Annotated in this window: 23 protein-coding genes and 1 pseudogene; 8 read left to right on the forward strand and 16 right to left on the reverse strand. The window is 72.3% G+C overall.

Translation table 11 applies throughout. The features are described 5' to 3' along the window. Positions 1–169: 169 nt before the first annotated feature. The 9 genes from CA984_RS07700 to CA984_RS07740 all read right to left on the reverse strand — a co-directional run bounded on the left by CA984_RS07700 (position 170) and on the right by CA984_RS07740 (position 10677). Positions 170–2956 (reverse strand): CDP-glycerol glycerophosphotransferase family protein, encoded by a 2787-nt coding sequence (locus tag CA984_RS07700; protein WP_242675801.1) that lies wholly within the window; start codon positions 2954–2956, stop codon positions 170–172. Between the two features lie 181 nt (positions 2957–3137). Further along, on the reverse strand, positions 3138–3458 hold the full coding sequence (locus CA984_RS07705; protein ID WP_086569731.1) for an MGMT family protein: 321 nt from the start codon (positions 3456–3458) through the stop codon (positions 3138–3140). Then, a complete protein-coding gene (locus CA984_RS07710) occupies positions 3446–3817 on the reverse strand; it encodes a hypothetical protein (protein WP_031166756.1) in 372 nt (123 codons plus the stop codon). The genes CA984_RS07705 and CA984_RS07710 overlap by 13 nt, the downstream gene beginning before the upstream one ends. 131 nt (positions 3818–3948) lie before the next feature. Then, complete coding sequence (locus CA984_RS07715) at positions 3949–5181, reverse strand: S8 family serine peptidase (RefSeq protein ID WP_086569734.1); 1233 nt, start codon at positions 5179–5181, stop codon at positions 3949–3951. Continuing rightward, positions 5175–6152 (reverse strand): hypothetical protein, encoded by a 978-nt coding sequence (locus CA984_RS07720; RefSeq protein WP_242675802.1) that lies wholly within the window; start codon positions 6150–6152, stop codon positions 5175–5177. The genes CA984_RS07715 and CA984_RS07720 overlap by 7 nt, the downstream gene beginning before the upstream one ends. A 104-nt stretch (positions 6153–6256) precedes the next feature. Then, positions 6257–7567 (reverse strand): S8 family serine peptidase, encoded by a 1311-nt coding sequence (locus CA984_RS07725; RefSeq protein ID WP_086569738.1) that lies wholly within the window; start codon positions 7565–7567, stop codon positions 6257–6259. Continuing rightward, positions 7561–8295 (reverse strand): hypothetical protein, encoded by a 735-nt coding sequence (locus CA984_RS07730; RefSeq protein WP_242675803.1) that lies wholly within the window; start codon positions 8293–8295, stop codon positions 7561–7563. The genes CA984_RS07725 and CA984_RS07730 overlap by 7 nt, the downstream gene beginning before the upstream one ends. A 208-nt stretch (positions 8296–8503) precedes the next feature. Next, positions 8504–9685 carry an adenylyltransferase/sulfurtransferase MoeZ gene (gene moeZ, locus CA984_RS07735; RefSeq protein WP_086569742.1) on the reverse strand — a complete coding sequence of 394 codons (1182 nt, stop codon included), beginning with the start codon at positions 9683–9685 and terminating at the stop codon, positions 8504–8506. Positions 9686–9762: 77 nt separating this feature from the next. Further along, a complete protein-coding gene (locus CA984_RS07740; protein WP_086569745.1) occupies positions 9763–10677 on the reverse strand; it encodes an alpha/beta fold hydrolase in 915 nt (304 codons plus the stop codon). Between the two features lie 284 nt (positions 10678–10961). On the opposite strand from CA984_RS07740, the gene CA984_RS07745 reads away from it, so the two are divergent. Further along, positions 10962–11291 carry a hypothetical protein gene (locus tag CA984_RS07745; RefSeq protein WP_086569747.1) on the forward strand — a complete coding sequence of 110 codons (330 nt, stop codon included), beginning with the start codon at positions 10962–10964 and terminating at the stop codon, positions 11289–11291. 352 nt (positions 11292–11643) lie between these two features. Here the strand turns inward: CA984_RS07745 and ku are convergent, their stop codons facing one another. Further along, a complete protein-coding gene (gene ku / locus CA984_RS07750; RefSeq protein ID WP_086569749.1) occupies positions 11644–12537 on the reverse strand; it encodes a non-homologous end joining protein Ku in 894 nt (297 codons plus the stop codon). Between the two features lie 196 nt (positions 12538–12733). On the opposite strand from ku, the gene CA984_RS07755 reads away from it, so the two are divergent. The 3 genes from CA984_RS07755 (at position 12734) to CA984_RS07765 (ending at position 14038) form a co-directional block, all read left to right on the forward strand. Continuing rightward, complete coding sequence (locus CA984_RS07755; RefSeq protein WP_207620778.1) at positions 12734–13027, forward strand: hypothetical protein; 294 nt, start codon at positions 12734–12736, stop codon at positions 13025–13027. A gap of 60 nt (positions 13028–13087) precedes the next feature. Beyond that, the gene (locus CA984_RS07760; protein WP_031166735.1) at positions 13088–13717 is read left to right on the forward strand and encodes a TetR/AcrR family transcriptional regulator; all 630 of its coding nucleotides are present in this window, start codon (positions 13088–13090) and stop codon (positions 13715–13717) included. Positions 13718–13807: 90 nt separating this feature from the next. Further along, a complete protein-coding gene (locus CA984_RS07765; RefSeq protein WP_086569751.1) occupies positions 13808–14038 on the forward strand; it encodes a DUF3107 domain-containing protein in 231 nt (76 codons plus the stop codon). 480 nt (positions 14039–14518) lie between these two features. Here CA984_RS07765 and CA984_RS07770 read toward each other — a convergent pair whose 3' ends face one another. After that, the gene (locus tag CA984_RS07770) at positions 14519–15169 is read right to left on the reverse strand and encodes a ferritin-like fold-containing protein (protein ID WP_086569753.1); all 651 of its coding nucleotides are present in this window, start codon (positions 15167–15169) and stop codon (positions 14519–14521) included. Between the two features lie 370 nt (positions 15170–15539). Between CA984_RS07770 and CA984_RS07775 the strand changes: the two genes are divergently transcribed. From CA984_RS07775 to CA984_RS07785, 3 genes are all read left to right on the forward strand, one after another. Continuing rightward, the gene (locus CA984_RS07775) at positions 15540–17432 is read left to right on the forward strand and encodes a DEAD/DEAH box helicase (RefSeq protein WP_423229292.1); all 1893 of its coding nucleotides are present in this window, start codon (positions 15540–15542) and stop codon (positions 17430–17432) included. Between the two features lie 120 nt (positions 17433–17552). Further along, a complete protein-coding gene (locus CA984_RS07780; RefSeq protein ID WP_086569755.1) occupies positions 17553–18425 on the forward strand; it encodes an alpha/beta fold hydrolase in 873 nt (290 codons plus the stop codon). Between the two features lie 100 nt (positions 18426–18525). Beyond that, positions 18526–19443, forward strand: coding sequence for an oxygenase MpaB family protein (locus CA984_RS07785; protein ID WP_086569757.1), 918 nt, complete (start codon positions 18526–18528; stop codon positions 19441–19443). A gap of 18 nt (positions 19444–19461) precedes the next feature. Here the strand turns inward: CA984_RS07785 and CA984_RS07790 are convergent, their stop codons facing one another. The 4 genes from CA984_RS07790 to CA984_RS07805 all read right to left on the reverse strand — a co-directional run bounded on the left by CA984_RS07790 (position 19462) and on the right by CA984_RS07805 (position 22498). Further along, positions 19462–20343 carry a RecB family exonuclease gene (locus CA984_RS07790; RefSeq protein WP_086569759.1) on the reverse strand — a complete coding sequence of 294 codons (882 nt, stop codon included), beginning with the start codon at positions 20341–20343 and terminating at the stop codon, positions 19462–19464. A gap of 6 nt (positions 20344–20349) precedes the next feature. Further along, positions 20350–21066 (reverse strand): MBL fold metallo-hydrolase, encoded by a 717-nt coding sequence (locus CA984_RS07795; protein WP_086569761.1) that lies wholly within the window; start codon positions 21064–21066, stop codon positions 20350–20352. 132 nt (positions 21067–21198) lie between these two features. After that, positions 21199–21810 carry a MarC family protein gene (locus CA984_RS07800; protein WP_086569763.1) on the reverse strand — a complete coding sequence of 204 codons (612 nt, stop codon included), beginning with the start codon at positions 21808–21810 and terminating at the stop codon, positions 21199–21201. A 46-nt stretch (positions 21811–21856) separates the two neighbouring features. Continuing rightward, a complete protein-coding gene (locus CA984_RS07805) occupies positions 21857–22498 on the reverse strand; it encodes a DUF6758 family protein (RefSeq protein ID WP_086569764.1) in 642 nt (213 codons plus the stop codon). Between the two features lie 74 nt (positions 22499–22572). On the opposite strand from CA984_RS07805, the gene CA984_RS07810 reads away from it, so the two are divergent. After that, a complete protein-coding gene (locus tag CA984_RS07810; RefSeq protein WP_086569766.1) occupies positions 22573–22992 on the forward strand; it encodes an NUDIX hydrolase in 420 nt (139 codons plus the stop codon). On the opposite strand, the pseudogene CA984_RS45935 reads toward CA984_RS07810, so the two are convergent. After that, positions 22955–25793 (reverse strand): annotated as a pseudogene (locus CA984_RS45935) (hypothetical protein); the annotation flags it as partial. The gene CA984_RS07810 and the pseudogene CA984_RS45935 sit on opposite strands and share 38 nt — an antisense overlap.

Below are 25793 nucleotides of genomic sequence, written 5' to 3' on the forward strand. Positions count from 1 at the left end.
CCGGCTCCCTCCGATGATCGGTGCGAGCGCACGCCCAGCTCAGGCCGGTGCGGGCCGGGCGTGGCGCCGGGCACGGCCCCTGCCGGTCCGGCGCCGCGCCCCGGCGAAAGGGATCGCACAGTGACGCATGCCATCTGATCGCCGGGGCGCGGCCCCGCCCCGGACGGGTTCAGGAGACGAAGACGTGGTCGACCAGCCGGGCTGTCGCCTTGCCGTCGTCGCGGGGAGCGTAGACGCGCCGGAACCGTTCGTACCGTTCGGCGTGCGCGGCGCTCACCTCGTCGACCGTCCGGACCGCCTCGATCACCTGGGCCCCGGTGGTCAGCAGCGGCCCGGGGGCCTCGGCGGCCAGGTCGAGATAGAGGCCGCGCTTGGCCGAGTAACGCTGCAGGTCGTGGGTGAAGAAGAGCATGGGCCGTCCGGTCGCGGCGAAGTCGAACATGACGGAGGAGTAGTCGGTGATCAGCACGTCAGCGATCAACAACAGATCCGACATATCCGGGTAAGTCGTGACGTCACGCCCGAGGCCCTGGGGCATGTTGGGCGCCGCCTGCATCGAGTGCGCCCTGATCAGGAACTCGTAGCCGGGGCCGAGCACCCGCCGCGCCTCGGCCAGGTCCAGCCGGAGCGAGGCGTTCTTACGGTCGTAGTCGCGGAAGGTCGGCGCGTAGAGCACCACCTTGACGCCCTCGGCGACGCCGAGCCGGTGGCGCACCCGCGCGGCCATCTCGTCCCTGTCGGGGGCGGACAGCACGTCGTTGCGGGGGTAGCCGCTCTCCAGGACCTCGCCCTGGTAGCCGAACGCCTTGCGCAGGATCGGGGTCGCCCACGGGCTCTGCGAGACCAGCAGGTCCCAGCCCCGCACCTCCACGGCCTGCCGGTGCCAGGCCGGCGGCCTCGGATCGCGGGACATGTGCGGCAGGTCGTTGCCCAGGCGCTTGAGCGGGCTGCCGTGCCAGGTCTGCACGACCATCTGGTCCTCGCGCGCCCGGAACCACGGCGGCAGGAAGCCGTTGGTCACCACGTACCGCGAGCGTGCGAGCACGGCGTAGTGCTCCCGGCTGCCCGCGCGGACCACGGTCGGCCGGACGTCCGAGCCGAACCCGAGCTCGGCCGCGGTCGGGGGCGTGAACGCCCCGTCCTTGACCACCCAGATGTGCTCGCGGTCGTCGCCGCGCCGCATCCGCTCCTCGTAGATCGCGCGGACGTTGCCTTCGTACTGCCGCCCGTCGTAGGCGACGTAGACGGTCGCGTCGTTCAGCTCGCGGGCCCGCTCGGCCGGGTAGAACGAGCGCCGCAGCGCGTACAGGCCGCCGGCGCCCCTCTCGTCGTCGGGCAGGTCCTCGGCGACGGTCAGCACCGGCACGTCGAACCGGGTGGAGATCAGTCGGTACTCCCGGCCGTCACGGACCTTCGGGTCCTCGTCCAGCGAGTCGAGGATGGCGTGGTCGACGCGGAGCGGCACGATCTCCCCGGAGGGGTCGCGGACCGCCATGCTCCAGCTCCCGCTGCCCAGCGGCACCGTCTCCCCGAAGCGGGGCATCGCGGCGGGCGCGAACCGCACCGAGAAGCGGGAGTCGGCACGCTCCAACGCCACGGTGTGGATCAGTCCGGTGCGGTGCCGGAGCGTCAGCTCGGCCGGCCCGGAGCCGGGGTACGAGCCTTCGAGGGTGAGCACGCCGTCCTCGCCCCAGGTCACCGCGGAGACGACCGGGCGGATCCGGTGCGCGGAGACGATCACCCGGTCACGCCGGTCGCCCAGCACGGTGATCTCCCGCTCACCGACGACCGAGCGGCTCTCCGCGGCCCGGCCGAGCATGACCGCGGCCGCGGGGTCGCCCTTGGGCTCGATCCAGAGCCGGCCGCCGTCACGCTCCTGCAGCAGCGACGGTACGGCCAGCGGCACGACGACCTCGGTGCCCCCCTCCACAGGGGTGAAGTCGGCCGACATCCGGTGGCCGTCCAGGCGCGCGTGGCCCTTGCCATGCCCCCTGCCCGGCAGGAACACCGTCAGCTCCAGCCGGTCGCCGTCCAGCCGCACACCCGTCAGCTCGGCCCGGGTGGGCTGCAGCACGACCTGGAGGGCGCGGTCGGAGGTCCAGACCGGGCGGGCCCACCAGCCTCGGCCGAGATCCAGTCCCCGGGGACGCTCGGTGCGGCCGATGGAGGGGCCGCGGAGCAGGCCGGTGGCGCGGGCGCCCCGGCTCCAGATCACGATCTCGGCGCGCCAGGTGGTGGTGTCGCGCACGACGGCCCGGCGGCGGAGCAGCCGCYTGCCCCCACGCACGACGGCCCGCACGCCCGCCCGCCAGCGCAGCGACCACGGGTGCAGCTCGGCGGTGAAACCGGACCAGTCGTAGTTGCAGCCGGCCTCCTGGGCGCCGTAGGTGGCCTCCGGGTGGAAGACCCTCCGGGTGCGCAGCCGTACCGGCGGCAGCCAGCGGGGGCCGCGCAGCACGACGGAGGCCCGGTTGAAGCGGGGGCCGCGGACCGAGAGCCCGGCCAGGTAGGCGTGGCCGCTGATCCGCAGCCGCCCGCCGGACCAGGAGACGTCCTCGACCTGGGTCATCGGGATCAGGTCGGCGGCACGCAGCCGGAACATGGCCTCCGGAAGCTCGTCCTGGAACGGCAGGTCCGCGTACCAGCGCAGCTTCCTGCGGACCCGCCTGGACGGCTCCGCCGCGGCCGCGGCGATCTTCTGCAGCGCGTCGCCGTCGGCGAGGTCGTCCACCTCCCGGTGCTCGACCAGGTGGAAGGCGATCCTGCGGGCCACCGGCAGATCACGCTTGACCCGCGCGTCCACACCGGCGATGTAGGGCTTGAAGAGGGTGACGAACTCGCGCCGGCGGGCGGCGCCGCGTTTGACCGCCAGGTCCAGCCGGGAACCGAGGGGACCGGCCAGGGCGTCGGCGTCGAACCTGCGGCGCTCGGCCGGGGTCAGTCCCCCGGCCAGCACCGCCGCTACAATGGATTCGAGTGGTTCTCCCCGGTCACAGAGATCTTGAACAGCCCGTAGACGGTCGGCGACGGGATCGCCGCCGGATCGCGCGGGTGTGGCGCCGGTGGCCATGGGGGAGGCACCGCCTTTCGGACAGAGCGCTGTCCTAGGCCATGTTAGTGTGCCGCGCCCAAGCCGGTTACGCCGTGTTTTCGGGCGCCCCGTCCCACCGCGCCGCGCGCATGTCCGCGCGGGCGCCCCTCAACGGGGTCCGCTCCTCCCGCCACCTGGCCAGACACCTCTGCTCGTGGCCCGGCGGCGGGGTCCCGTCGGCATGCACGACACGCCACCAGGGCACGCCGCCGCCCCAGGTGGACATGACCTTCCCGACCTGGCGAGGACCCCCCTCCCCGAGGTATTCGGCGATGTCGCCGTAGGACATCACCCTGCCGCGCGGGATGCGTTCGACCAGGTCGAGCACCCGCTCCGCGTAGGGGGGCGGGTGACCTACCGGCTCCATACGGCCGGCCCGGCCGCGAGGATCTCGTCGATCTTCCCGAACTCGTAGGCCGCGGAGCCGTTCAGCTGCTCGACGAGGCCGTCACGGATCGCGTAGGACTCCCCGTCCTCTCCGACCAGGCGCGCACCCAGCAGGGCCGACACCCGTGCCAGCTGGGCCACCTGCCAGTCGGATCCGGGCGTGCCGGACAGGCCGCCGCCGTTCCAGACGGCTATGGCATGAACACCTTCACCATGGCGGGCCAGGACCTCGCCCGCCTCCTGTGAACCGCGGAACTCGAACCCCGCCTGCCCCAGCACAGTCGCGAGCTCCGCGAAGGCGAGAGGCGCAGGGCGCTCCACGCGCAACTCGTACCCCATGACGGGCGACCCTAGCGAATATTTGACGGTCCTCGAACCATCGGGGCCGTCATCGACCCCACCGCATCCGAACAGTGTCCAAAACGCGTTCCAATCGAATTCAACTTACGTCATGTCCTCCCGGCCGTGGATCACGGCCACGGCCGCCCCTGCCCCGTCATCGGCGCGCCCGACGCGGGGGCGGACTGCTCCGACCGCCGGTTCAGCATCACCACGGCCCCTCCGAACGCCAGCAGCCCGCCCAGCAGGCCCGCGCCGTACAGCCAGAGCCGCAACGGCTCCGGACCGGGCCGGGCGGGCTCCTGGGGCAGCGGGCCCCCGCCGAAGTGCTCGACCACGGGCGCCGGCGCCGGCGTCGTGCGGTTCATCAGCTCTCCCGCCCTGGCGAGCGCCGCCCCGGCGTCGACGACGCCGAAGCCGACGTGGTCGTCGTATCCGGCGACGGGGGCGGACCTGGCGGTGGAGGTGAGAGCCTGCACCACCAGATGCGGCGAGATATCCGGATATTTAGCTTTTATGAGGGCGGCAACCCCCGCCACCAGCGCCGTCGCCGCGCTGGTCCCCTCCGAGGAGCCGTAGGCGCCGCCCGGGGTCACCACCGGCACGTCCACCCCCGGCGCGGAGACCAGCACCGACAGGTTGTCGCTGCTGAACGTGGCCGGCCGGCCCTCCGAGTCGACCGCGCCCACCCCGATGACCCCGGAGTATCCGGCGGGGAAGTTCCAGAAGGAGGTGGCGTTGTCGAGGGCGTACTCGGAGGCGCCGTCGTTGCCGACGGCCGCCACCAGCACCACCCCCCGCGACAGCGCGTAGGAGACGGCCTCGCGCTCGGCCTTGTGCGGCCCGTAGGCCCCCAGGGACATGCTGACGACCTTGGCCCCGTGGTTGGCGGCGTAGCGGATCGCGCGGGCCAGCGGGCTGTCGGTCCGGGTCCGCAGGTCCGCCTCCGGCAGGCCGGCCCGGCCCTCCGTCCCGCTCCGCAGGACCAGCGGCAGGGAGAGGATCCCCGCGTCGGGGGCGGTCCCGAGGAGGCCGCCGCTCCCCCTGCCCGCTCCGGCGATGAGCGAGGCCATCGCCGTGCCGTGCCAGGCCGCGGCGGGCCTGCCGCTCGCCTGCTGCGCCGAGCCCATGTCGGGACCGGAGACGACCCGGCCGCGCAGCTCCGCGACGGCCCCGTCCACCCGGCCGTCCACCAGGGCCACGGTGACGCCCGCCCCCCTGGTGGTCTTCCAGGCCTGCTCGACGTTCATCGCCTCCAGCACCCAGCGCTGCTCCTCGCGCACGTCGGCCGCGCCCACCGGGACGGAGACCGTCAGGGAGAGCCCGACCAGGGCGCCCGCCGCCCAGAACCGCCGCCTCAACACACGTTCCCCTGGGTGCACTGCGGCACGGCGTTGGGCTCGTCACCCAGGGCGCGGGCGATGCGCCCGGCGACCGCCTGCGCCGCCGGCCACAGCTCGCTGTGCAGGATCTCCTCCGGGGAGATCGACTGACGGGTGCGTCCGTCGCTGTAACCGGCGGTGGAGAAGACGACGTAGGGACCTACCGGGATCCAGGCGTTGCGCTGCCGCTGGGCGGCGCCGAACAGCTCGCTGGCCGTGCCGGGGAACGCCACGGGCCGCACCCCCACGCGGTCGTCGACCGGGAGCTGCGCGGTCGCGGCGGTCCGCGTCTCCTCGTCCCGCAGCACCGCGATGCCCACGGTGATGACGAAGGTGGACGTCTGGTCCACGTAGGTGGCCCGCAGCAGCGTGCGGCAGCCGTACTGGGCGAGGACGGAGCCCGTCGAGGCGTCCGTGCCGGACCTGCAGGGGGTCTCGGGGGCCAGGCCGACCCGCCGGGCGTACTGCTGGGCCCGGCCCAGACCGATGTACTGCAGCTCCAAGGGGAAGACCAGGTCGGTGGACCAGGCCTGCCAGCGCCTGGCGATGTCGTCCTTGATGTAGCGGGTCTGCTCGGCGGCGGTGAGCGGGCGGGCCGCGGTCTCGCGGAACAGCCCGACCGCACCGGTCAGCACGTTGCTCGCGGCGATCGCCAGGATCGTGCCCATCAGGATCAGGAAGATCGTGCGGAACCGGATCCCCTGCTCCAGGGTCGCCAGCTCGGCGCGCTCGGCCGCCAGGCGGTCGCGGCCTGCGGCCGACCAGGCCCGCACCCGGACCCGCCGGGCGCCGGTGCCGGTGCCGGTGCCGGTGCCGGACGGAGGCGCGCGCCGCACCCGGGCGCTGCCCGCGCGCGGCGTCCAGGAACCCGGTGGCGGCCAGCCGTCACGGGCAGGGGAGGCCGAGGCGTCCCTGCGCCGTCCCGGCTCCTGTGACCGCTCCGGCTCCGACATACTTCGATGCTACGTTGCAGGGCTCTGCCGCCCTATCGTCGGAACGTATTTATGGCGTCACCCTCCGTACGGGATTCCGTCTCGCGCCCGCGGCCCCCGGGCCGTCAGGGTGCGGCCGGGGAACCGGGACCGAGGGGCTCCGCCGTGTCCGCGAGACCGCCCGTGGGACCGCCCGCCAATCCGTTCCCGGAACCGGTCGCAGGACCGTCCACGGGGCCGCCCGACGGCCGGGCGGTCCGGCCGACGGACACGGCGATCACCACCAGGGACAGGGCCGCGCCGAATCCGGCGGCCACGGCCCCCCCTCCGTACATGGTGATCTTGCGCTGGTCCCGCTGGACCACCTGGACCGGCTCCACCCCCCTGCCCATCGGGCGGGCCGGATCGTGGCTGCCGGGTCCCGTGGCGGTAAGGGTGTGGCGGGAGATCCTGGCGGCCTCGGCGAGCGCCCGGGTGGCGTTGACCACGCCGAAGCCCATGCCGGTGTCGTACCCTCCGGTCGGCCGCCGGCTCGCCCCGGCGGTGAGCGCCTGCGCGACCAGCGCGGGCGACATTTCTGGATATTTCGCTTTAATCAGTGCAGCGACGCCGGAGACCAGCGCGGTCGCCTGCGAAGTGCCGCGCCCGACCCAGTACTCGTCGCCGGGGCCCGCGCCGAAGATGTCCACTCCGGGCGCGGCCACCAGGACCGAGGGGTTCCGGTTGGAGAACGAGGCTCTGCGCAGCCCCCGGTCGGCCGCGGCCACCGAGACCACCCCGGGGAAGGCCGCCGGGTAGGAGTAGGGGGCGTAGCCGGTGGAGTCGGGCTTGCCCGCGCCCTCGTTGCCCGCCGCCGCGACCAGCACGACCCCCCGGGAGATCGCGTAACGGATCGCCGCCCGCTCCTCCCTGGTCGCCAGCTCCTTGGAGATCGACATGTTGATCACGTCCGCGCCCTGGTCCACGGCGTATCTGATGCCCCTGGCCACCACGTCCTCGAACCGCTCGGCGGTGTTGAACTCGCGGAAGCCCGGCTCCTCGTCCTCCAGGATCACCCGGACCGACAGCACCCGCGCCCTGGGCGCGACACCGATCACCCCGTCGGCTCCGCCGGGGCCGTGCCCGTGCCCGGCGATCAGCGACGCCATGTAGGTTCCGTGCAGCCGCAGCGGAGCCACCCCCGGCGGGTTGGCCCCCGCGGTGAAGTCCTTGCCCTCGGTCACCGAGCCCACCAGGTCGCGATGGCCGGGATCCACCCCCGAGTCCAGCACCGCGACGGTCACGCCCCCGCCCTTGGAGATCCGCCAGGCACCGGGCAGGTCGAGGGTCCGCAGCACCTGGCGCTGACTGCCCCGCACGTCGTCGGCGTGCGCGGCGGGCGCCGCCCCCAGCGCGATCACGGCCAGCACCCCGGCGACCCCCGCCCGCCTCAGCATCGCCACTCCTCGGAGACGCAGTCGGGCCGCACGGGCGTGGACAGGTCKGCGAGGATCCTGTCGGCGATGTCGCCGGTGAAGGCGAACATGGCCGGCCGCTGCTCCCCCACGGCCTTGGCGGGACGCCCGTCGATCTGCCCGACCGTGGTCATCACCACGTACGGCCCGGCCTGCCGTACCAGGCTGCTCTGCCGTCCGGCGGCGGTGAACCGGTCGGTGACCGTGCCTGGGAAGGCCAGCGCCCTCAGGCCCGGCGAGGGGCGGCCGGCCCTGGGCAGCGCCGCCTTGGCGGCGGCCGCGCCCGCCTCCCCCGTGAAGGCCACGACGCCGACGGTGACGACGACGCCCTGGAGCGCGTCGATGTAGGTGGCGCGCAGGACGGCCCGGCAGCCCGCCCGCCGCAGCGCCTTCCTCAGCTTGGCGTCCACGCCCCTGTCACAGCGGGTCTCCGGCGAGATGCCCACCCGGCGGGCCCTCTCCTCCCCGCCCTGCTCGGCGGCGTAGCTGATGGTCTCGGGGAAGACCCTCCCGGCGGGCCACACCTGCCAGCGCAGGGCCATCTCACCGGCGGCGGCCCTGTCCAGCTCCGCCTGGCTCGGGCCGCGCGTGAGCTCGGTCCCGGCGGTGCCGGCGGCCACCCCGGCCACCGCCGCGCAGAGCAGCGTCAGCGCGGACGCCACGACCAGCGTCGGCCAGGCAGGCCGCCGCTGACCTGGGACTTCATTCACGCCCTCGACCTTAATGCGGAGAGGAGGGTGTCATCCGCCGTTCCGTCCGGATCCGACGTGTTGGAAAGTATTCGACGGTACGGAATAGCGGGGTGTCAGGTCCGTCCGGCCCAGGCGGCCGCCCCGCGGGCCGCCGCCACCCGGTCTCACCCCGCAATGACACGGCGCCCCGCGGAGCGGGGCTCCGCGGGGCGCCGGACGTGGGCGACTAGTAGCTCGGCAGGCTCGGGTCGACCGTCTTGACCCAGCTCAGCACGCCGCCGCCCACGTGGACGGCGTCGGAGAAGCCGGCGTTCTTGACGATCGCCAGGACCTCGGCGGACCGGGCGCCGGACTTGCAGTGCAGGACGATGCGCTTGTCCTGCGGGAGCTTCTCCAGCGCGGAACCGTTGAGGAACTCACCCTTGGGGATGAGCACGGCGCCGGGGATGGAGACGATCTCGTACTCGTTCGGCTCGCGGACGTCGATCACGTAGATGTTCTCGTCGGCGTCCTGCATGGCCTTCAGGTCCGTCGCGGTGATCGTGGAGCCGGAGGTGGCCTCCTGCGCCTCCTCGGAGACCGCGCCGCAGAACGCCTCGTAGTCCTCAAGGAGCTCGGTGACCGTCGGGTTCTTGCCGCAGAGCACGCACTCGGGGTCCTTGCGGACCTTGACCGAGCGGTAGTTCATCTCCAGGGCGTCGTAGATCATCAGGCGGCCGACGAGCGGCTCCCCGATACCGGTGAGGAGCTTGATGGCCTCGTTGACCTGGATGGAGCCGATCGACGCGCACAGCACGCCCAGCACGCCGCCCTCGGCGCAGGAGGGGACCATGCCGGGGGGCGGGGGCTCGGGGTAGAGGCAGCGGTAGCAGGGCCCGTGCTCGGCCCAGAACACGCTGGCCTGGCCGTCGAAGCGGTAGATCGAACCCCAGACGTACGGCTTGCCGAGCAGGACGGCCGCGTCGTTGACCATGTAGCGGGTGGCGAAGTTGTCGGTGCCGTCCACGATCAGGTCGTACCGGGAGAAGATCTCCATGACGTTGTCGGTGGTGAGCGCCACGTTGTGGACGACCACGTCGACCAGCGGGTTGATCTCCCTGACGCTGGCCGCGGCGCTCTCCGCCTTGAGGCGGCCGACGTCGGACTGACCGTGGATGACCTGACGCTGCAGGTTGGACTCGTCGACGACGTCGAAGTCGATGACCCCGAGCGTGCCCACGCCCGCGGCGGCGAGGTACAGCAGGGCGGGAGAGCCCAGGCCGCCGGCGCCCACACAGAGCACCTTGGCGTTCTTCAGGCGCTTCTGCCCGGCCATGCCCACGTCGGGGATGATCAGGTGGCGCGAGTAGCGGCGCACCTCGTCGACGGTCAGCTCGGCTGCCGGCTCTACCAGCGGTGGCAACGACACAGTTCTGCTCCCGTTTCAGGGGGTCTTGAGGGTACGGCTGAGCACAGCACGCACCACTCACAACCTAATGCGATGCCTCAGTCATTCCCAATCGGGATGGGGGCAGTCTCACGTATCAGACGCCGGGCCTCACGGGCCACCCTTCCGGGCAGCTCCATCTGCGCCACGTGCCCGGCGTCGGGCAGCAGCACGAGCCTCACGTGGGGGAAGGTCCGCCCGGCCCGCGCGGCCATGCGCGGGTTGACCAGGCGGTCGTGACGCCCGTGGACGACCAGCGTGGGCGCGGTCACCTGGGCCGCCTGCCGCCACAGGTTCTCCGCGCCGCGCCTGAAGTACTCGGCGACGAGGCCCCGCGCGGAGCCGACCAGCGCGGCCGCCGCGTACGGCAGGCCGTCCCTGCGGCGCAGCTCCTCGGCCGCCTCCCGGAGCCGCTCCGGGTGGATGCGGCCGAGATCGGCGTAGCACATGCCGAGCGTGGCGTTGAGCCGGCGCTCGGCGGGCAGGGCGCTCAGCTGTGTCGCGGCCCACTCGCCCAGTCTCGGCACCGCCGACAGCGCCACCCGTGCCGGGCCGTACCTGGGGAGCAGGTCGGGCAGGGCCGGTGAGATGAGCGTGAGGGAGCGGACCAGGTCCGGCCGGGTCGCGGCGACCCGCACCGAGACGGCGCCGCCCAGCGAGTTGCCGAACAGGTGGACCGGGCCGCCGGCGACCCGGTCGATCAGCGCGGTGACGGTCCGGGCGTGGGCGTCGATCGAGTAGTCGCCGCCGGGCGGCTCCGGTGAGTGCCCGGCCCCCGGCAGGTCGATCGCGTGGCCGGTGACCACGTCGGACAGCTCGCCCATCAGGTCGGTCCAGTTGGTCGCCGAGCCCGCGAGGCCGTGCACGTAGACGGCGGTCTCCGAGGGACCGGGCGGGGTCGAGCGCACGTGGACGCGCCGCTCCCCCAGATCCATCAGCTCGCCGGGCCAGCTCGGAATCGGCTCGACACTCACGCGTCCTCCCTCGTTCGGCTTCCCTCCGACGATAGTCCCCGCCGGACAGTCCGTGTACAAATGCGACATTAAAGGCATTTCATTTCAAAACTCACCATCAAAGTACCACATCGTCAATAAAGCGATAATCAGAGAGCAAAACGCGCCAATCTCCGTTTGTCACCCGACATGCGAGGAAATTAAGACAACCAGGGACGGCCCATTAGCGGCCATCCCGGACATTTTCCGATCACTCCGGAAAATGTTGAAAACGGGGCAACCGATCCTTTCAAGGGGGAAACGCAATGCCCAAGCTCAAGAGTGTCATGGCAGGTCTCGCGCTCAGCACGGCGATGGCCGGCGGAGCCGTCGGCATGGGCGCCGCGACCACGGCGACCAGCGCCGGCGCCACCGCCGGTACGAACACCACCTCCATCGCCTCCTTCCAGACCAACTTCGGCTGGGCCAGCTGCGGCTGCAACCGCCGCTGGCGCTGTGGCGGCGGCTGGGGCTGCCACCGCCGTCACAACCACTGGAGCAACCGCCGCCACCACCAGAAGTTCAACATCAACATCAACAACAACAACAACAACGAAGAGGACGCCCAGAACGACAACAACAACAACAACGTCTAGCCTTCACGGCCGGACGCCGGACCGGGGCGCTCGCACCTGAGCGCGGTGCGCGGTCGAGCCAGATGACCGCACACGACCCGATCCACCGTTGTCACAGGCTCCGGGCCCACGGCGGGGCATGAGCTTCGGGCCCACGGCGGGGAGCAGGGTGCCCGTGTTCGCTGGGATCGCGGTCCCCCACAGGGGATCGTGACCACACAGGGAACACGGGCACTTCAAAGGTGATTTCGATTATCCGATTCTCAGCCGGCGCGAGACGCTGTTCTTTTCCGCGTTTCCGGGTGGGGGTCCCATGAATATCCGATCCATGGGGCCCCCATTCCGCGGAGACCGATTCCCGGCGCCGCCGTCCTCACGCAGGACGGCCGGTCCTCCGTCCACCGGGAGCCTCTTCCCCTCCGGCCCGGCCCTTCTTCGAGGGCTCGGCGGCGGCCTTTCCCTCAGCCGGCCCCTTAGCCGGAGCCGCGCCCCGGCGTTCTTTCTTGGCGGCCTCGACGCTGGCGCGCAGCGCGGCCATCAGGTCGGCCGGCGGCCCCTCCTCGACCGGCGCCTCGGCGGGCACGATCTCCCTGCCGGCGATCTTCGCCTCGATGACCTCCTGGACCGCCTCCCGGTAGCCGTCCCTGTGCGCGGAGGGGTCGAAGTCCGCGACCATCGTCTCGATCAGCGACTCCGTCATCCGCACCTCCTGGGGCCTGACGTCGACGCCCTCCTCCAGGAACGCGAAGTCCGCCGGGCGCACCTCGTCCGGCCAGAGCATGGTCTCCAGCAGGAAGACCCCGTCCCGGACCCGGAGCGCCGCGAGCGACTCGCGCTGCCGCAGCGCCACCTTGACGACCGCCACCAGCCCCGAGCGCTCCAGCGCGTCACGGAGCAGCACGTACGGCTTCACCCCCTCGGGATCAGGCTCCAGGTAGTAGGCCCTGTCCAGCAGGACCGGATCGATCTGGTCCGACGGGCTGAACTGGAGCACCTCGATCCTGCGCGAGGTGGACAGCGGCAGGTCCTCGAAGTCGTCGCCGGCGAGCACGACCATGTCGCCGCCCGGCAGCTCGTAGCCCTTGGCCACGTCGGCGAACGGGACCTCCTCCTCGCACGCCTGGCAGAACCGGCGGAACCTGATCCGGCCGCCGTCCTCGCCGTGCACCAGGTGGAAGGTGACGTCGCGGCGCTCGGTCGCGGTGAACAGCCTGACCGGGATCGTGATCAGCCCGAACGAGACCGTGCCTTTCCAGATGCTCCGCATGGCGTCTCCCTGCCTTTGAGCTTCCCATCGAGTTTCGCACACACGTTCGGAAGCGGTGTCAGGTGGATGTAAACACTCACCAACGGGGCAGGTACCCGTCATGGCGGATCCGATGCCGTGGCTTTCTCAGCCGGCGGGACGCGACGCCGTACGCTTGGCGATGTCCGGTGTTCGCAGGAGAACGGAAGCAGGGCGGATGTCAGAGATGGATGTGCGCGACGACAGCCTGCACGGCGAAGAGCCCGAGGAGATCGGGGTCGAGGTGCCCGAGGCCGACGTGGCCGAACAGCACCGCCCGGCGGACGAGGACACTCCCGACTGGCCCGAGGAGATCTCGACCGAGGTGCCCGAGGCCGACGTGGCGGAGCAGCGCCGTCCGGTGGACGAGGACGGCCCCGAGTGGCCCGACCACATTCCCCTGGAGGCCGATCCCGCCGACGCCGCCGAACAGAGCCGGACGGTGGGGCCGGACGAGGACGACTACCGCTGACCCGGGTTACCCGCGCGTAGGATGATTCAAGACACCAGGAGCACCCGCAAGGAGAACCCCGTGACCGCTACCCCGGACGCCAAGCCCCGGGGCACCCGGCTGCCCCGAATGGCCCGTCGCCGCCAGCTGCTCAGCGCGGCGCAGGAGGTGTTCGTGGAGAACGGCTACCACGCGGCCGCGATGGACGACATCGCCGAGCGGGCCGGGGTCAGCAAGCCGGTGCTCTACCAGCACTTCCCCGGTAAGCAGGAGCTCTACCTGGCCCTGCTCGACCTGCACGTGGACGACATGATCGCCCGCTGCCGCGACGCCCTCGCCTCCACCACGGACAACAAGCAGCGCGTCCAGGCCGCGATCGGCGCCTTCTTCGACTTCGTCTCCGGCCAGGGCGAGGCGTTCCGGCTGGTCTTCGAGTCCGACCTGCGCAACGTCGCCCCGGTCCGCCAGCGCATCGAGCGCAACCTCCGCGAGAGCGCCGAGATGATCAGCCAGGTCATCCGGGAGGACACCGGCTGCTCAAGCGACGAGGCCCGCCTGCTGGGCGTCGGCCTGGTCGGCATGGCCGAGGTCAGCGCCCGCTACTGGATCAGCAGCAACGGCTCCATCCCCAAGGACGCCGCCACCCAGCTCATCGCCCGGCTGTCCTGGCGCGGCATCTCGGGTTTCCCCCGCACGACCGCCGAGCACTGACGCGTCTGTTCGCTTGACGCGATCAACCGGCGCGTCGGGCCGCCGTTGGGGCGACCATGGGACGAGCAACCCTCGTCGAAAGGGAGCACGATGGAAATCAAGATCGGCGTGCGTTCCGTGCACCGTGAACTTGTAGTGGAGACCGACCTCTCGGCCGAGCAGGTCGAGGAGGAGCTCGGCAAGGCCCTGACCGCGGACCGGGGCATCTTCGGCATCAGCGACAGCAAGGGCCGCAGGGTCCTCGTCCCGATCTCCTCGCTCGGCTTCATCGAGATCGGCGAGGAGGAGGCCCGGCCCGTCGGTTTCGGCGGCACCCTCTAGAGATCTCAGGGCTCGCGCCAGGCCGTCGTCCTCCATCGGCCATGGCGCGGGTCCGAGGGCCGGAGCACGGCGCCGGCTCAGTCCCCGCGACATCCCTCGCGTTCGCCCAGAGCGCAGCCGTGCGGACGGCGAGCGCGGCGGACGCGGTGCCGCTCCAGACTGATGGCCGGACAGTCCGCGCCACCCCTGCGTAACACAGCGCGCGAAATCCAGCGGTTCGGCCCACATCTCGTCAAGGAACTGCCGTAGCGGCGCGAGGCCCTCATGTCTCGCACGGTACAACCGTTTGGCACCTTCACGCTGCTCGATCGGCAGACCGGCTCTCCCGGAGACCCGCGTGCGCCGCCGTACGCCGGGCCGGATCTCCTCCCGGCGGGGCTCCCGCCCATGAATCCGCCCCCCGGCCGTCCCCCCGGCCACGGACACGCGTCACGGGCACACGCCACGGCTCCCGGCGCGGGCACGCGCCACGGGCACCCGCTACGGCCCCGGGGTCAGCCCCATCGCGGCCATCCGCCGGCCGTGCGCCTCGGTCAGCCGGGCGAACATCCGGGTGATGTCCTCACCCGCCGCCTCCACCAGCAGCTTCGCGAGTTCGGGCCGGGCCTCGGCCACGTGCCGGCCCTGGCTGAGCGCCTCTCCCACCATCCGCCTGGCCCACAGCGCCAGCCGCCCGCTCTGCGTGGGGTCCTCCTTGATGGCCGTGCCGACCCGCTCCACGACGAACTGCGACCGCCCCTCGTCGACGAGCACCTCCTCCACGAGCCGCCGCGTCTCGGCGTCCACGTGGGCGGCGGCCTCGCGGTAGAAGTCGAGCGCGATCCCGGTGCCGACGTAGGCCTTGACCAGAGCCTCCAGCCAGTCTCCCGGCGTGGTCTGGGTGTGCCAGTCGTCCAGCGGCCCGACGAACGGGGCCATCGCCTCCTCCGGGTCGATCCCGAGCGAGGCGAGGCGGTCGTGGAGCAGGCGGAAGTGGGCGTACTCGGTCGCCGCCAGGTCGCCCAGGGCGGCCCGGTCGGCCAGTGAGGGGGCGTGCCGCGTGGCGTCCTCGGCGAGACGGAGGAAGGCCGTCAGCTCGGCGTAGGCAAGGACGCCGAGCAGGTCGCCGACACCGGCAGGGGAATCACTCATGCAGGCAGCCTACGAGTTGACACGCCCAGCGATTCACCAGGAATACTAAGAAATCGGTTCCGCGTTGTGGTATCGAGTACACTGCTCTGAGAAAGTGCGACCGCACTGTGTCAATCCGGGAGATCTGCTCCTGGAAGCCCCCTAAGTCGGCATCATGCCGCAGCGGTCGCTGATGACATTGAGAGGGCTGGCCCTTCCGCGAGGACCCGGCACGGGGAAATTTTTTTTCAGCCCGTGGTCCCGGCAGGACTGCCTTCACCGGAGATTTAGGCAGGCCAAGCTGACGACGTTCCGAGACCTCGGAGTCACACCGGAGATCGCCGATGCCCTCGAGACCGAGGGCATCATCGCGCCGTTCCCCATCCAGGAGATGGCACTCCCCCTGGCCCTCAACGGCCAGGACATCATCGGCCAGGCGCGCACCGGCACCGGCAAGACCTACGCCTTCGGCGTGGCGATGCTGCAGCGTGTCGGCAAGCCCCGGAAGAACCGCAAGAAGCCCCGCGGGCTGGTCGTCGTGCCGACCCGCGAGCTGGCCGTCCAGGTCACCGAAGACCTGGTGACGGCCGCCGGCAAGCTCGGCTCGCGGATTCTCACCGTTTACGGCGGGCGCGCCTACGAACCCCAGGTCGAAGCGCTCAAGCAGGGCGTCGACGTGATCGTCGGCACCCCCGGGCGCCTGCTCGACCTGGTCAAGCAGAAGCACCTCGACCTCGGCCAGATCGACGTGCTCGTCCTCGACGAGGCCGACCGCATGCTCGACCTGGGCTTCCTGCCCGACATCGAGCGCATCATCAAGCTCATCCCGGAGCAGCGGCAGACGATGCTGTTCTCCGCGACCCTGCCGGGCGAGATCGTCGCCCTGTCCCGGCGTTACCTCACCCGCCCCACCCACGTGCGGGCCGAGAACAACGACGCCGAGGCCGAGGCGACGCCGCAGACGACCCAGTTCGTCTGGCGCGCGCACCGGATGGACAAGATCGAGATCGTGGGCCGTCTGCTCCAGTGCGACGGGCGCGGACTCACGATGATCTTCTGTGAGACCAAGCGCGCCTGCGACATGGTCGTCGAGCAGCTCAAGGAGCGCGGCTTCGCCGCCGCGGCCGTTCACGGAGACCTGGGCCAGGGCCAGCGCGAGCAGGCTCTGCGGGCCTTCCGCAACGGCAAGATCGACGTGCTGGTCGCGACCGACGTCGCGGCGCGCGGCATCGACGTGGACGACGTCACGCACGTCGTCAACTACGACTGCCCGCAGGACGAGAAGGCCTACGTGCACCGGATCGGCCGCACCGGCCGGGCGGGCAAGACCGGCGTCGCGGTGACCTTCGTGGAGTGGGAGGACCTCACTCGCTGGAAGGTCATCAACAACGCGCTCTCGCTCGACTTCGCCGAGCCGGTCGAGACCTACTCGACCTCCCCGCACGTCTTCAGCGACCTGGGCATCCCCGCGGGCACCAAGGGCGTGCTGCCGCACGCCAACCGGTCCCGGGCGGGCCTGGCCGCCGAAGAGGTCGAGGACCTCGGCGAGACCGGCCGTGTCCGCTCCCGCGGTCCCCGCAGGGGACGCGAGGAGGAGCGGGACGAGCGACGCGAGCGCCCCGCCCGCACTCCCCGGGAGCGCCGCCGCACCCGCGGGGGCCGTGCGGACGCGGACGCCGCGGAGCCCGTGGCGAACGTGCGGGAGGAGACGGTCGCCGAGGCGGCGCCGGTCGAGGAGCCCCGGCGCCGCCGCTCACGTGCCGGCCGTGCCGCCGAGGAGACCCCGGTTCCGGTCACGGAGCAGGAGATCCAGAGCCCCGTCGTCGAGCTCACCGAGGTGGAGGTGGACGTGACGTCTCGCAAGGACGACAACCGTGACGACCAGCCCGCCGAGACCGCGCCCCGCCGGGGCCGGACCCGGAAGGCCGGGCTGAACCCGGAGGTGAGCCTCACCGAGGACACCGAGGTTCAGGCGCGCAGGGAGCCCGTGGCGGAGCAGGCCGACAGGCCGCGCCGCAGGCGGGAGCCGGTGGTCGAGGTTCCGCAGTGGGAGGATGAGTCCGTGGACGGTCACTGGGACGACGAGCCCGTGGCGGAGGCGCCCGCGCCCCGGCCGCAGCCGGAGAAGATCATTCCGGCGAGTCCGTTCTCGGTGATCTTCCAGTCGCCCGACCTGGCGACGGACGACGACGAGATCGCCCCGTCGGCGGCCTCCGAGAGGGCGCAGAGCCGCCGTCGCCCGCCGAGCAGGGGCCAGCAGCGGGGCCCACGCCGTCCGAGCTAGCCGTACCAAAGAAAAAGGGGCGCGACCGCAGGGTGGCGCCCCTTTTCGCGTCCTGGGACGCACAGAGCCATGTCACAGACGCACAGAGCCATGTCACCAAGAGAGGTATCGTGGGGCCACGTGAGTACGCCGCGATTTCTGACCCTGCCTCCTGGCGTCCGATCCCGTCAGGTCGATACGACGGTGGGCCCCTTCGCCGTTCTGGAGGCCATGCCGGTCAGCGGCGTCCCCGAGCGCTGGCCCGCCCTGCTGGTCCCGGGCCTGACGGGCAGCAAGGAGGACTTCATCGCGGTCCTGCAGACGCTGGCCCAGTCGGGACGGCGGGTCATCGCGGTCGACATGCGCGGGCAGTTCGAGACGGCCGGCCCTGAGGACCCCCGCGCCTACACCTGCGCGGCGCTCGGCAACGACATCGACGTCCTGGCGTACACGATCGGCGGGGGTGAGCCCCTGCATCTGGTCGGGCACTCCTTCGGCGGCCTGGTCACCCGGGAGGCGGTCATCGACGGCCGCACCAAGTTCGCCTCCTACACGCTGATGAGTTCGGGCCCCGCCTCGATCGTCGGCGTGCGCGAGCGCGCGGGCCGGACCATGCTGGCCGAGCTGCCCGAGTTCGGCCTGGAACACATATGGCACACCCGGATGGAGCCGGAGGTCCTGGCCGCCGGGGTGCCGGACGAGATCATCGCGTTCCTGCGCAAGCGGCTGTTCGCCAATTCCCCGACCGGCATGACCACGATGACGGAGCAGGTGCTCTCCACGCCGGACCGGTGTGACGAGCTCACCCAGGTCGAGGTCCCCACCCTGGTCCTGTACGGCGAGCACGACGACGGCTGGCCGCCGCGGACGCAGTCCGAGATGGCCGACCGGCTGAACGCCGAGTGCGTGGTCGTTCCCGGCGCCGCCCACTCCCCCGCGGTGGAGGCCCCGGAGACGACGGCCGCCGCGCTCACCCGGTTCTGGAACGCCGCCGAGGCACGCCTGCTGGGCTGAGGCCTCCCGGCCCGGCCAGGAGGCTCCCGTACCGGCGCCTTCCGTTGCGCACCACCCCTGTTGGACGCCCCGTCGAATGCCATGTAATCATCTACTTACTATGGCGAGCATCGAAGACATCGTCGTCCAGCCCCCGCACACCGCGACCTGGCTGGTGCACATCGACCGCTCCATGTGGATCGGCGGGGTCCGGGGCCTCATGCTCCAGGCGCTGCATCCACTCGCGATGCGCGGAGTCTGGCAGAACTCCAACTTCCAGGAGGACCCGTTCGGACGGCTCCGCCGTACGGCGGACTTCGTGGGCCGGGTCACGTTCGGCAGCCCGGCGGAGGCCGACGAGATCGGCCGCCGGGTCCGGGGGATCCACCGCCGGCTGCGCATCGACGACCCCGACACCGGCAGGACCCACCGCGTGGACGATCCCGAGCTGCTGCTCTGGGTGCACTGCGCCGAGGTCTCGTCCTACCTGTCCGTCGCCCGGCGGGCGGGCCTCGGCCTCACCGACCGCCAGGCCGACCGCTACCTGGCCGAGCAGCGCCGCAGCGCCACCTACGTGGGCCTGCACGCCGAGGACGTGCCCGGCTCAACGGCTGAGATGGACGACTACTTCGCCGGGATACGGCCCCGGCTGAAGGTGACCCCGGAGTCCGCCTCCACGGTGCGCTTCCTGCTGTGGCCGCGCCTGCCCGCCGAGCTCCGGATGCTCACCCCCGGCAAGCCCGCCTACTTCCCGTTCGGCGCGCTGTGCTACTACTCGCTGCCCGACTGGGCCAGGAAGCTGTACGGCGTGCTGCCCGACGTGCCCCGGAGCACCGTGGGCGCGGCGCTGAAGGCCTTCCGGCTGGGCATGAACTCGGTGCCCGAGACCGTGCACGACCGCGCGTTCATGCCCTCCACCCGCGACATGCTCACCGGTGCCCGGACGCGCCTGGACGCCGCGGGCTACGACCTGGGCAAGGGACTCAAGGGCCTGACCGACCCCCGCCGCTGGCCGGACGGGGTCGCGGAGGCCGCCTGAGCCCGTGTGTGCCCGGGGTCAGTCGGCCAGGCCGTCCCAGGGCAGGCGGTCGCCCCCGGCCGCCTGCCCTTCCGGGCAGTGCCTGCGGAAGTCGCACCAGGAGCAGAGGGGGCCGGGCTTGGGCGGGAAGAGCGCGTCGATCTCCGGGGGGACACGGGGCGGCGTGCGGTCGGCGCCCCTGGTGCGCGCCGTACCCGACCAGTCCCTGTAGCGGTCCTCGGCGTCGGAGGCCTCGACCGCGATGTCCTCGGCCCGGCTCAGATGGCGGGCCAGGGAGGCGTCGGTGTGCTCCCACTCGGCGATCGTGCCGGTCGGCAGGTGGTGGAGCTCGACCCGGTGACACGGGCGGTGCATCACCCGGGAGGAGGCGACGGCGTAGACGGCCAGCGCGAGCGAGGACCGGGCGTCGTCCGCGGTGAGGGGCCGGCGGCCGGTCTTGTAGTCGACCACGACCAGCTCGTCGCCACGCCGGTCGAGCCGGTCGACGCGGCCGGAGACGGCGATGACGGAGGTCCTGGCGGCCACGGTCCGCTCGACGCCGACCGGCTCGTCGGAGGGGTCGAGGCTCGCGACGTATCCGGCGGTCATCTCGCGGGCCCGGTCACGCCAGGCGGCCGACTGCTCGGCGTCGCGGAAGCCCTCACCGATCCATCCGCGGGTGACCAGAAGGGCCGCCGTCCCCGGCGTCCGCCGGTCGTACGGCTCGCGCCACCAGGCGGCCAGGGCGTTGTGCACGCTGACGCCCACGCTGTTGTGCGCCCAGGGCGGGCCCTTCTGCGGCGAGGGCCGGTCCATGTAGGCGAACCGGTGCCGCCGGGGACATTCCAGCCAGGTGTTCAGCCGCGACGGCGTGCAGGAGTACAGCCGCCGCGGCATGCCCTCAAGGGGGAGCTGGTCCACGGAGGACTACTCGTCGAGGAGCTTCAGGTTGATCTTGGCCGCCCGCGTCCCGTCGCTCAGCGGGCCCTCGGTCTTCTCGATCACGTCGCCACGGGTCAGCGAACCGGACAGCCACGCGTCGAACTGCGGCTCCAGGGCGCCGATGGTGGTCTCCTCACCGTGCGCGGGCAGCACGCGGGTGCCGTGGCGCAGGGTGAACAGCCGGCCGCCGATGGCGGTGAGCTGGTCGGCCAGCGCGGGATACTCCCCGCCGATCCTGCCGGGCCCGTCGGCCTGCAGGGACTTGCCGGTGAAGACCGTTTCGAGGGCCTCGCAGTAGAGCGAGACACCGCCCTGGGAGACACCGGGGGTGGACAGGACCTCCAGCTCGACGTCCGCGACGCCGAACACGCCCTCGTCCTCCATGTCGATGTCCGGCCAGGTGTCCGGCCAGGTCAGCCGCCACAGCGGCCGGTCCTTGGGGTGGAGGGCCACCACGGCCTCGTCGCGCGCCGCCACCTCGATGGCCGCGCCCACGTGGTCGGGCAGGCCGTGGGTGCAGACGACGGCCAACACCTCCCGCTCGCCGACCTTCTCCAGGATCTTCTCCGCGTCTCGCGCGGGGTCGATGACGATGACCTCCTCATCGTCACCCAGGATCCAGGTGTTGTTCTCGACCTTGTGCTCGGCGCCGTCGACATCGACGACGCCCTCGGTCACCACTCGTTCGATACGCGCTGTCACGCTTCCGAACTTTACTGCCTCGCTCCACCCTGCGGCTCGAGCACAGGTAACGGATAGTCTTCCCATTCACCCTATTCGCCCGCCTATTCACTCCTCATCACCCGTTTCAGGCCAACAACGGGTCGAACGGCGCTATCCCGTCGCGAGAAGTGTGCGGATCGCCGTGATGATGAGCTGCACGGCGAGAGCGGAGAGCAGCAGGCCCGAGACCCGGGTGACGAGCTCGACGCCGTTCTCCTTGATGACCCGGAGGATGGTCACCGAGAAGCGCATGAACACCCAGAGCAGGATGTGCACGGCCGCGATGGCCAGGGCCAGCGCCAGGATGCCGCCGTTCTTCTGGCCGGCCTGCTGGGCGAAGACGATCGTCGCGACGATGGCTCCCGGCCCGGCCAGCAGGGGGGTGCCGAGCGGGACCAGCGCGACGTTCACGTTGGACTTCATCGTGTCGGGGGGCGGCCCGGTCTCGCCGGTGAGCAGTTGCAGGGCGACCAGCAGGAGCAGCAGGCCTCCGGCGATCTGCATGGCCGCCACCTCGACGTGCAGGTATCCCAGGATGGCCCGCCCGAAGACCGCGAAGAGCACGATGAGGCAGAACGCGACGATGGGCGCCTGCCAGGCGATCCGCGTGCGCTGCCGCTCCGTGCGGCCGCGGGTGTAGGCCAGGAAGAGCGGGATGATGCCGGGCGGGTCCATGATCACGAACATGGTGACGAACGCCTCGACGAAGAACTGGACGTCCAACGCGCACTCCCCTTGAGCCGTCGTGAGGGGAGTGGTCGGTGCCGGGTCAGACGTCCTCGCCGCCCAGGCGCGGAGAGAACGCGCCGAAGGGCAGGTCGAGAGCCTGGTCCTGATCTCGCAGGTCACGTAAAGAGAGCTCGGCCAGGGTGATCAGGTAACCCGCCTCGGCCGGCCAGACGACCGTCCACAGCCAGTTGCCCAGCGCCTCGCCGGCGTAGACCGCCCGGTCCGGGGCGGCGTCGACGCACCACAGCGCCGCCGGATGCCCCTTGATCTCGACCTTGGCGTGCGGCGGCCCCTCGTCGAACCCCGTGCCCGGATCGGTGCCGTCCAGACCGGCGAACCCCGCCCCCAGGCCCACCCCCGGCTCCTCGGCGAWGATCAGCAGGTCGGCCGGGCCGGGAATGAGAGAGGGGCCGGAGAGCGCGATCACGGTGGCCCTGACGCCACTGCGCTCGTCACCCGCCTCGGCCAGCCCGGTGACCAGCCAGCCCTGTGGCAGAGGCCACGGCAGCCAGGCGGGGACCAGGGCGTCTCGGCTGATCGCCTCCACAGCGGCGGAGGAGGGGCGTCTCGGCGGCTGCAGTGGCAGGACGTCACCGTGCGGACCACATCGCCAGGCGCTCGACCAAGCGCTCGGCGGACGGAGCGGGCCGAAACACCGCGGGCATACAGGCGCGGCTCTCACGCCTACCCACGGTGCTTTGTCAGTGGCCCGTCCGTCAAGGGCACACCGCGTTATCGAGCCGTAATCTTATCAATGTGCGCGTAAATTGTGTGGGCGCGATCATCCACGACGGCTCCGGGCGGATGCTTCTCATCCGCCGCGGGCGCCCGCCCGGCGCGGGCCTCTGGTCCGTCCCCGGCGGCCGGGTCGAGCCGGGCGAGCCGGACGCCGAGGCGGTGGTCCGCGAGGTGCTGGAGGAGACCGGCCTGACGGTCACCGCGGGCCGCCTCGCCGGCGCCGTCGACCGCCCCGGGCCGGACGGCCTCGTCTACGAGATCCGCGACTATCTGGCCGAGGTCTCCGGCGGCACGCTCGCCGCCGGGGACGACGCCGCGGACGCCCGGTGGTTCACCCACGAGGAGCTCGTACGGCTCCCGCTCGCCCCCGGCCTGCTGGAGGCCCTGGTCGAATGGGCGGTCATCGGGCCGCGGTCAGGGTCGAGCGCCACAGCGTGAGGTGGTCGGCGTCGTAGGTGGTGGACCTGCCCAGGGCGACGAGCCGGCCGCCGGCGACCGCCACCGCGCCTAGCCACTGGGCGCCGTCGCCGCCCAGGCTGTCCTGGGTGGGGGTGTGGCGCTGCCAGTCCAGCCCGTCCTCGGAGGTCCAGGCCACGCTGTCGCCCTCGCCGGGCAGCCCCTGCCAGCCGACCGCCACCACTCCCTCCTCCGTCGCGGCCAGATCCTGTACGGCGGCCGCCCGGTCGGCGGGGAGCCAGGAGAACTCCCACGTCGTGCCGTTGTCGGCCGAGACCGCGCCGAAGGCCCGGAGGCCGTCCCCGGTCCGGGCGGTGCCGGCGGCGACGACGTGGCCGCCGTGCAGGACCACGTGCCGCAGCCCCGCCGACGTCGCCCCGGGGGGCAGGACCGGCTTGCGCGCGGTCCAGTCGACCCCGTCCGCCGAGACCCAGACCACGCCGGTCTCGTGTTCCGCGTTACCCGCGCCGCCGACGGCCACATACCCGGAGGAGGTCGCCGAGACGTCGTACAGCCGCACCCCGCCGCCACCGGCGGGGAGCTTGCCCGCCCTGGTGTAGCGCTTCAGGTCGGGCGAGAACCACACGGCCGGGACGGTCCCCGCCGGGCCGCGGTCCTCACCGGCCAGGACGTAGCCGGACGGTCCTGCGGCGACCGCGTGGGGAGCGAGGTAGTCGTGCTCGGCGGCCGGGGCGAGGGCGCCCAGGACGGGCACCCGGCGCCAGTTCGCGCCGTCGGCGGAGGTGACGAGCAGGGGCGCGGTGGAGGAGGCGTCGGTCATGGTGCTGCCCACGGCCAGCCAGCCTCGCCGGCTCTGCGCGACGTCGCTGAGCGCCTGCCGCCGCGAGCCGCCGAGGACCTGCGCCGGGCCACCGGCCTGCCAGCTCTCGCCGTCCGTGCTGGTCCAGATCCCCGCGTCGCCGGACGCGGCGCCCACGGCGACGAACTTTCCTCCCCCGGCGGCCACCCTGGCGGTCTCGCGGGCGGCCCTGGCCAGCCCGTCGATCTCGTCCAGGGGGACCGTCCGTGCCCGGCCCCCCTTGGGCGCGGTGATGAGGACCAGGCGGTTGTCCACGTCGGCGGCGCGTTCGTCGCCGCCGACGACGAGCGTGCCCTCGTCGGAGACGGCGAGCGCCCGCAGCGAACCGGGCATCCGGCCGAGGTCGGCGGACTTGCTCCAGTCATGGCCGTCCTTGCTGGTGTAGACGGCATAGCGTTCGAAACCGGATTCGGTGATGGCGGCCACCCCGGTCGAGGAGGAGGCCAGGCGCTTGACGCCCGAGCCGTCGGGGGCCAGGCCGCCGATGGTGCCGCACCGGGTCCAGTCGGCGCCCTGGGGCGAGCAGTAGACCTCCACCTCGCCCTTGTCGCTGCGCCGCTGGGTGGGGACGAGCACGAACCCGTCGGCGGCCACGGCCAGCGCGCCCGGCCCGGGGACGGCGGACGCCCGCGACGCCTCGGTCCGCAGCCAGGTCCTGCCCCCGTCGGTCGAGCGCGCGATGACAGGGGTGGACCCGCCCGGGGCCGGATCACCCAGCGCCACCACGGCGTCGCCCTTGGCGACGACCGCCTTGAGACCCCGGGTCCCGTCCGGCAGTCCGTCCTTCCCGGCGGTCACCCGTTCCCAGCCCCGCTCGTCGGACAAGAGCCACGCGACGGCTCCGGTGGTGCCGTCCGGGAGTACGGTCGTCCCCACCGCGACGAAGCCCGAGGAGGTCCTGGCCAGGTCCATGATCTTGTCCCCCGCCGCGAAGGCGTCCAGCACGCCGGTGTCCACCGCGCTCCAGCTGTGGCCGTCGGCGCTGGTCCACAGGCCGCGTCCGGCACCGAGCAGGTCGTTCCCCGCGGCCAGCCAGCGGCCGTCGCCGCCCGCCACCAGTCCCACCGTGGTCGGTCCCGTCCCGTAGCCCATCGGTCCGGTCACCTTGCCGAGCCGCCAGGTGCCGCCCCCGTCCGGGGAGACCAGGAACAGCGGCCTGGGGACCGGGCTGGTGGTGTCGCTGCCGACGGCGACCATGACGGTGCCCGCCGAGGCCACGGCGTTGAGCACCTGACTCGATCCGTCGCCGCCGGCGTCGGGCGACGGCACGAAGTTCGCGTCCCCCGAGTGCGCCTCGTCGCCGACCAGCCGGAGTCCGGTGGTGAAGGGGCCGCTCACCCACCCCCACAGCACCAGGCCGCCGCCGACCGCGACGGTCAGGACCAGCACCATGAGGAAGGGGATCACCAGGCCACGGCCGCGCCTGCGCCTGGTCGGGCTGGAGCGGCGCATCGCGGAGGGCGCGGGGGCGGTGCGGTGGTGCCGCCCGCCGTTCGGCCCCCGCCTGCCGGGCGGGCCCTGGGCCACCAGCAGGTCCGGACGGGCCGGCCGGCCCTCCGGAGGGCGTCCCACCCGGCGCACCGGCTCGAAGTCGTCCTGAGCCGGTACGGCGGGCCGGCCGGATCCCGGTTCCGGTGCCGCGGGAATCCCGGCCCCGCCCCGGATCCCGCCGTCGGGCCCGTACGTCTCGTCGTAGGAGCCGTACGTCTCGTCGGGCCCGTACGCCTCGTCATGGGAGCCGTACGCCTCGTCGGGCCCGTACGCCTCGTCGCGGGAGCCGTACGCCTCGTCGGACCCGTAGGTGTCGCCCTGGGACTCGTGTGGCGGTCCGGAGGCGGCCGGAGGGGCGGGCCGGGTCTCGTCCCCGCGCTCGCGGGGCGGCCCGGAGGCGACCAGCAGGTCCGGACGGGGGCGTTTCCCGGGCTCGCGGGGCGGCCCGGAGGCGACCAGCAGGTCCGGACGG

This window comes from Streptosporangium minutum (genome assembly GCF_002149035.1).
Lineage (GTDB): Bacteria > Actinomycetota > Actinomycetes > Streptosporangiales > Streptosporangiaceae > Streptosporangium > Streptosporangium minutum.

Excerpts from the sequence above, each read along its gene's own strand:
- CA984_RS07705 (WP_086569731.1), bottom strand. The coding sequence starts at position 3,458 with ATGGAGCCGGTAGGTCACCCGCCCCCCTACGCGGAGCGGGTGCTCGAC.
- CA984_RS07710 (WP_031166756.1), bottom strand. The coding sequence starts at position 3,817 with ATGGGGTACGAGTTGCGCGTGGAGCGCCCTGCGCCTCTCGCCTTCGCG.
- CA984_RS07720 (WP_242675802.1), bottom strand. The coding sequence starts at position 6,152 with ATGTCGGAGCCGGAGCGGTCACAGGAGCCGGGACGGCGCAGGGACGCC.
- CA984_RS07725 (WP_086569738.1), bottom strand. The coding sequence starts at position 7,567 with ATGCTGAGGCGGGCGGGGGTCGCCGGGGTGCTGGCCGTGATCGCGCTG.
- CA984_RS07745 (WP_086569747.1), top strand. The coding sequence starts at position 10,962 with ATGCCCAAGCTCAAGAGTGTCATGGCAGGTCTCGCGCTCAGCACGGCG.
- ku (WP_086569749.1), bottom strand. The coding sequence starts at position 12,537 with ATGCGGAGCATCTGGAAAGGCACGGTCTCGTTCGGGCTGATCACGATC.
- CA984_RS07755 (WP_207620778.1), top strand. The coding sequence starts at position 12,734 with ATGTCAGAGATGGATGTGCGCGACGACAGCCTGCACGGCGAAGAGCCC.
- CA984_RS07765 (WP_086569751.1), top strand. The coding sequence starts at position 13,808 with ATGGAAATCAAGATCGGCGTGCGTTCCGTGCACCGTGAACTTGTAGTG.
- CA984_RS07770 (WP_086569753.1), bottom strand. The coding sequence starts at position 15,169 with ATGAGTGATTCCCCTGCCGGTGTCGGCGACCTGCTCGGCGTCCTTGCC.
- CA984_RS07775 (WP_423229292.1), top strand. The coding sequence starts at position 15,540 with ATGGCACTCCCCCTGGCCCTCAACGGCCAGGACATCATCGGCCAGGCG.
- CA984_RS07785 (WP_086569757.1), top strand. The coding sequence starts at position 18,526 with ATGGCGAGCATCGAAGACATCGTCGTCCAGCCCCCGCACACCGCGACC.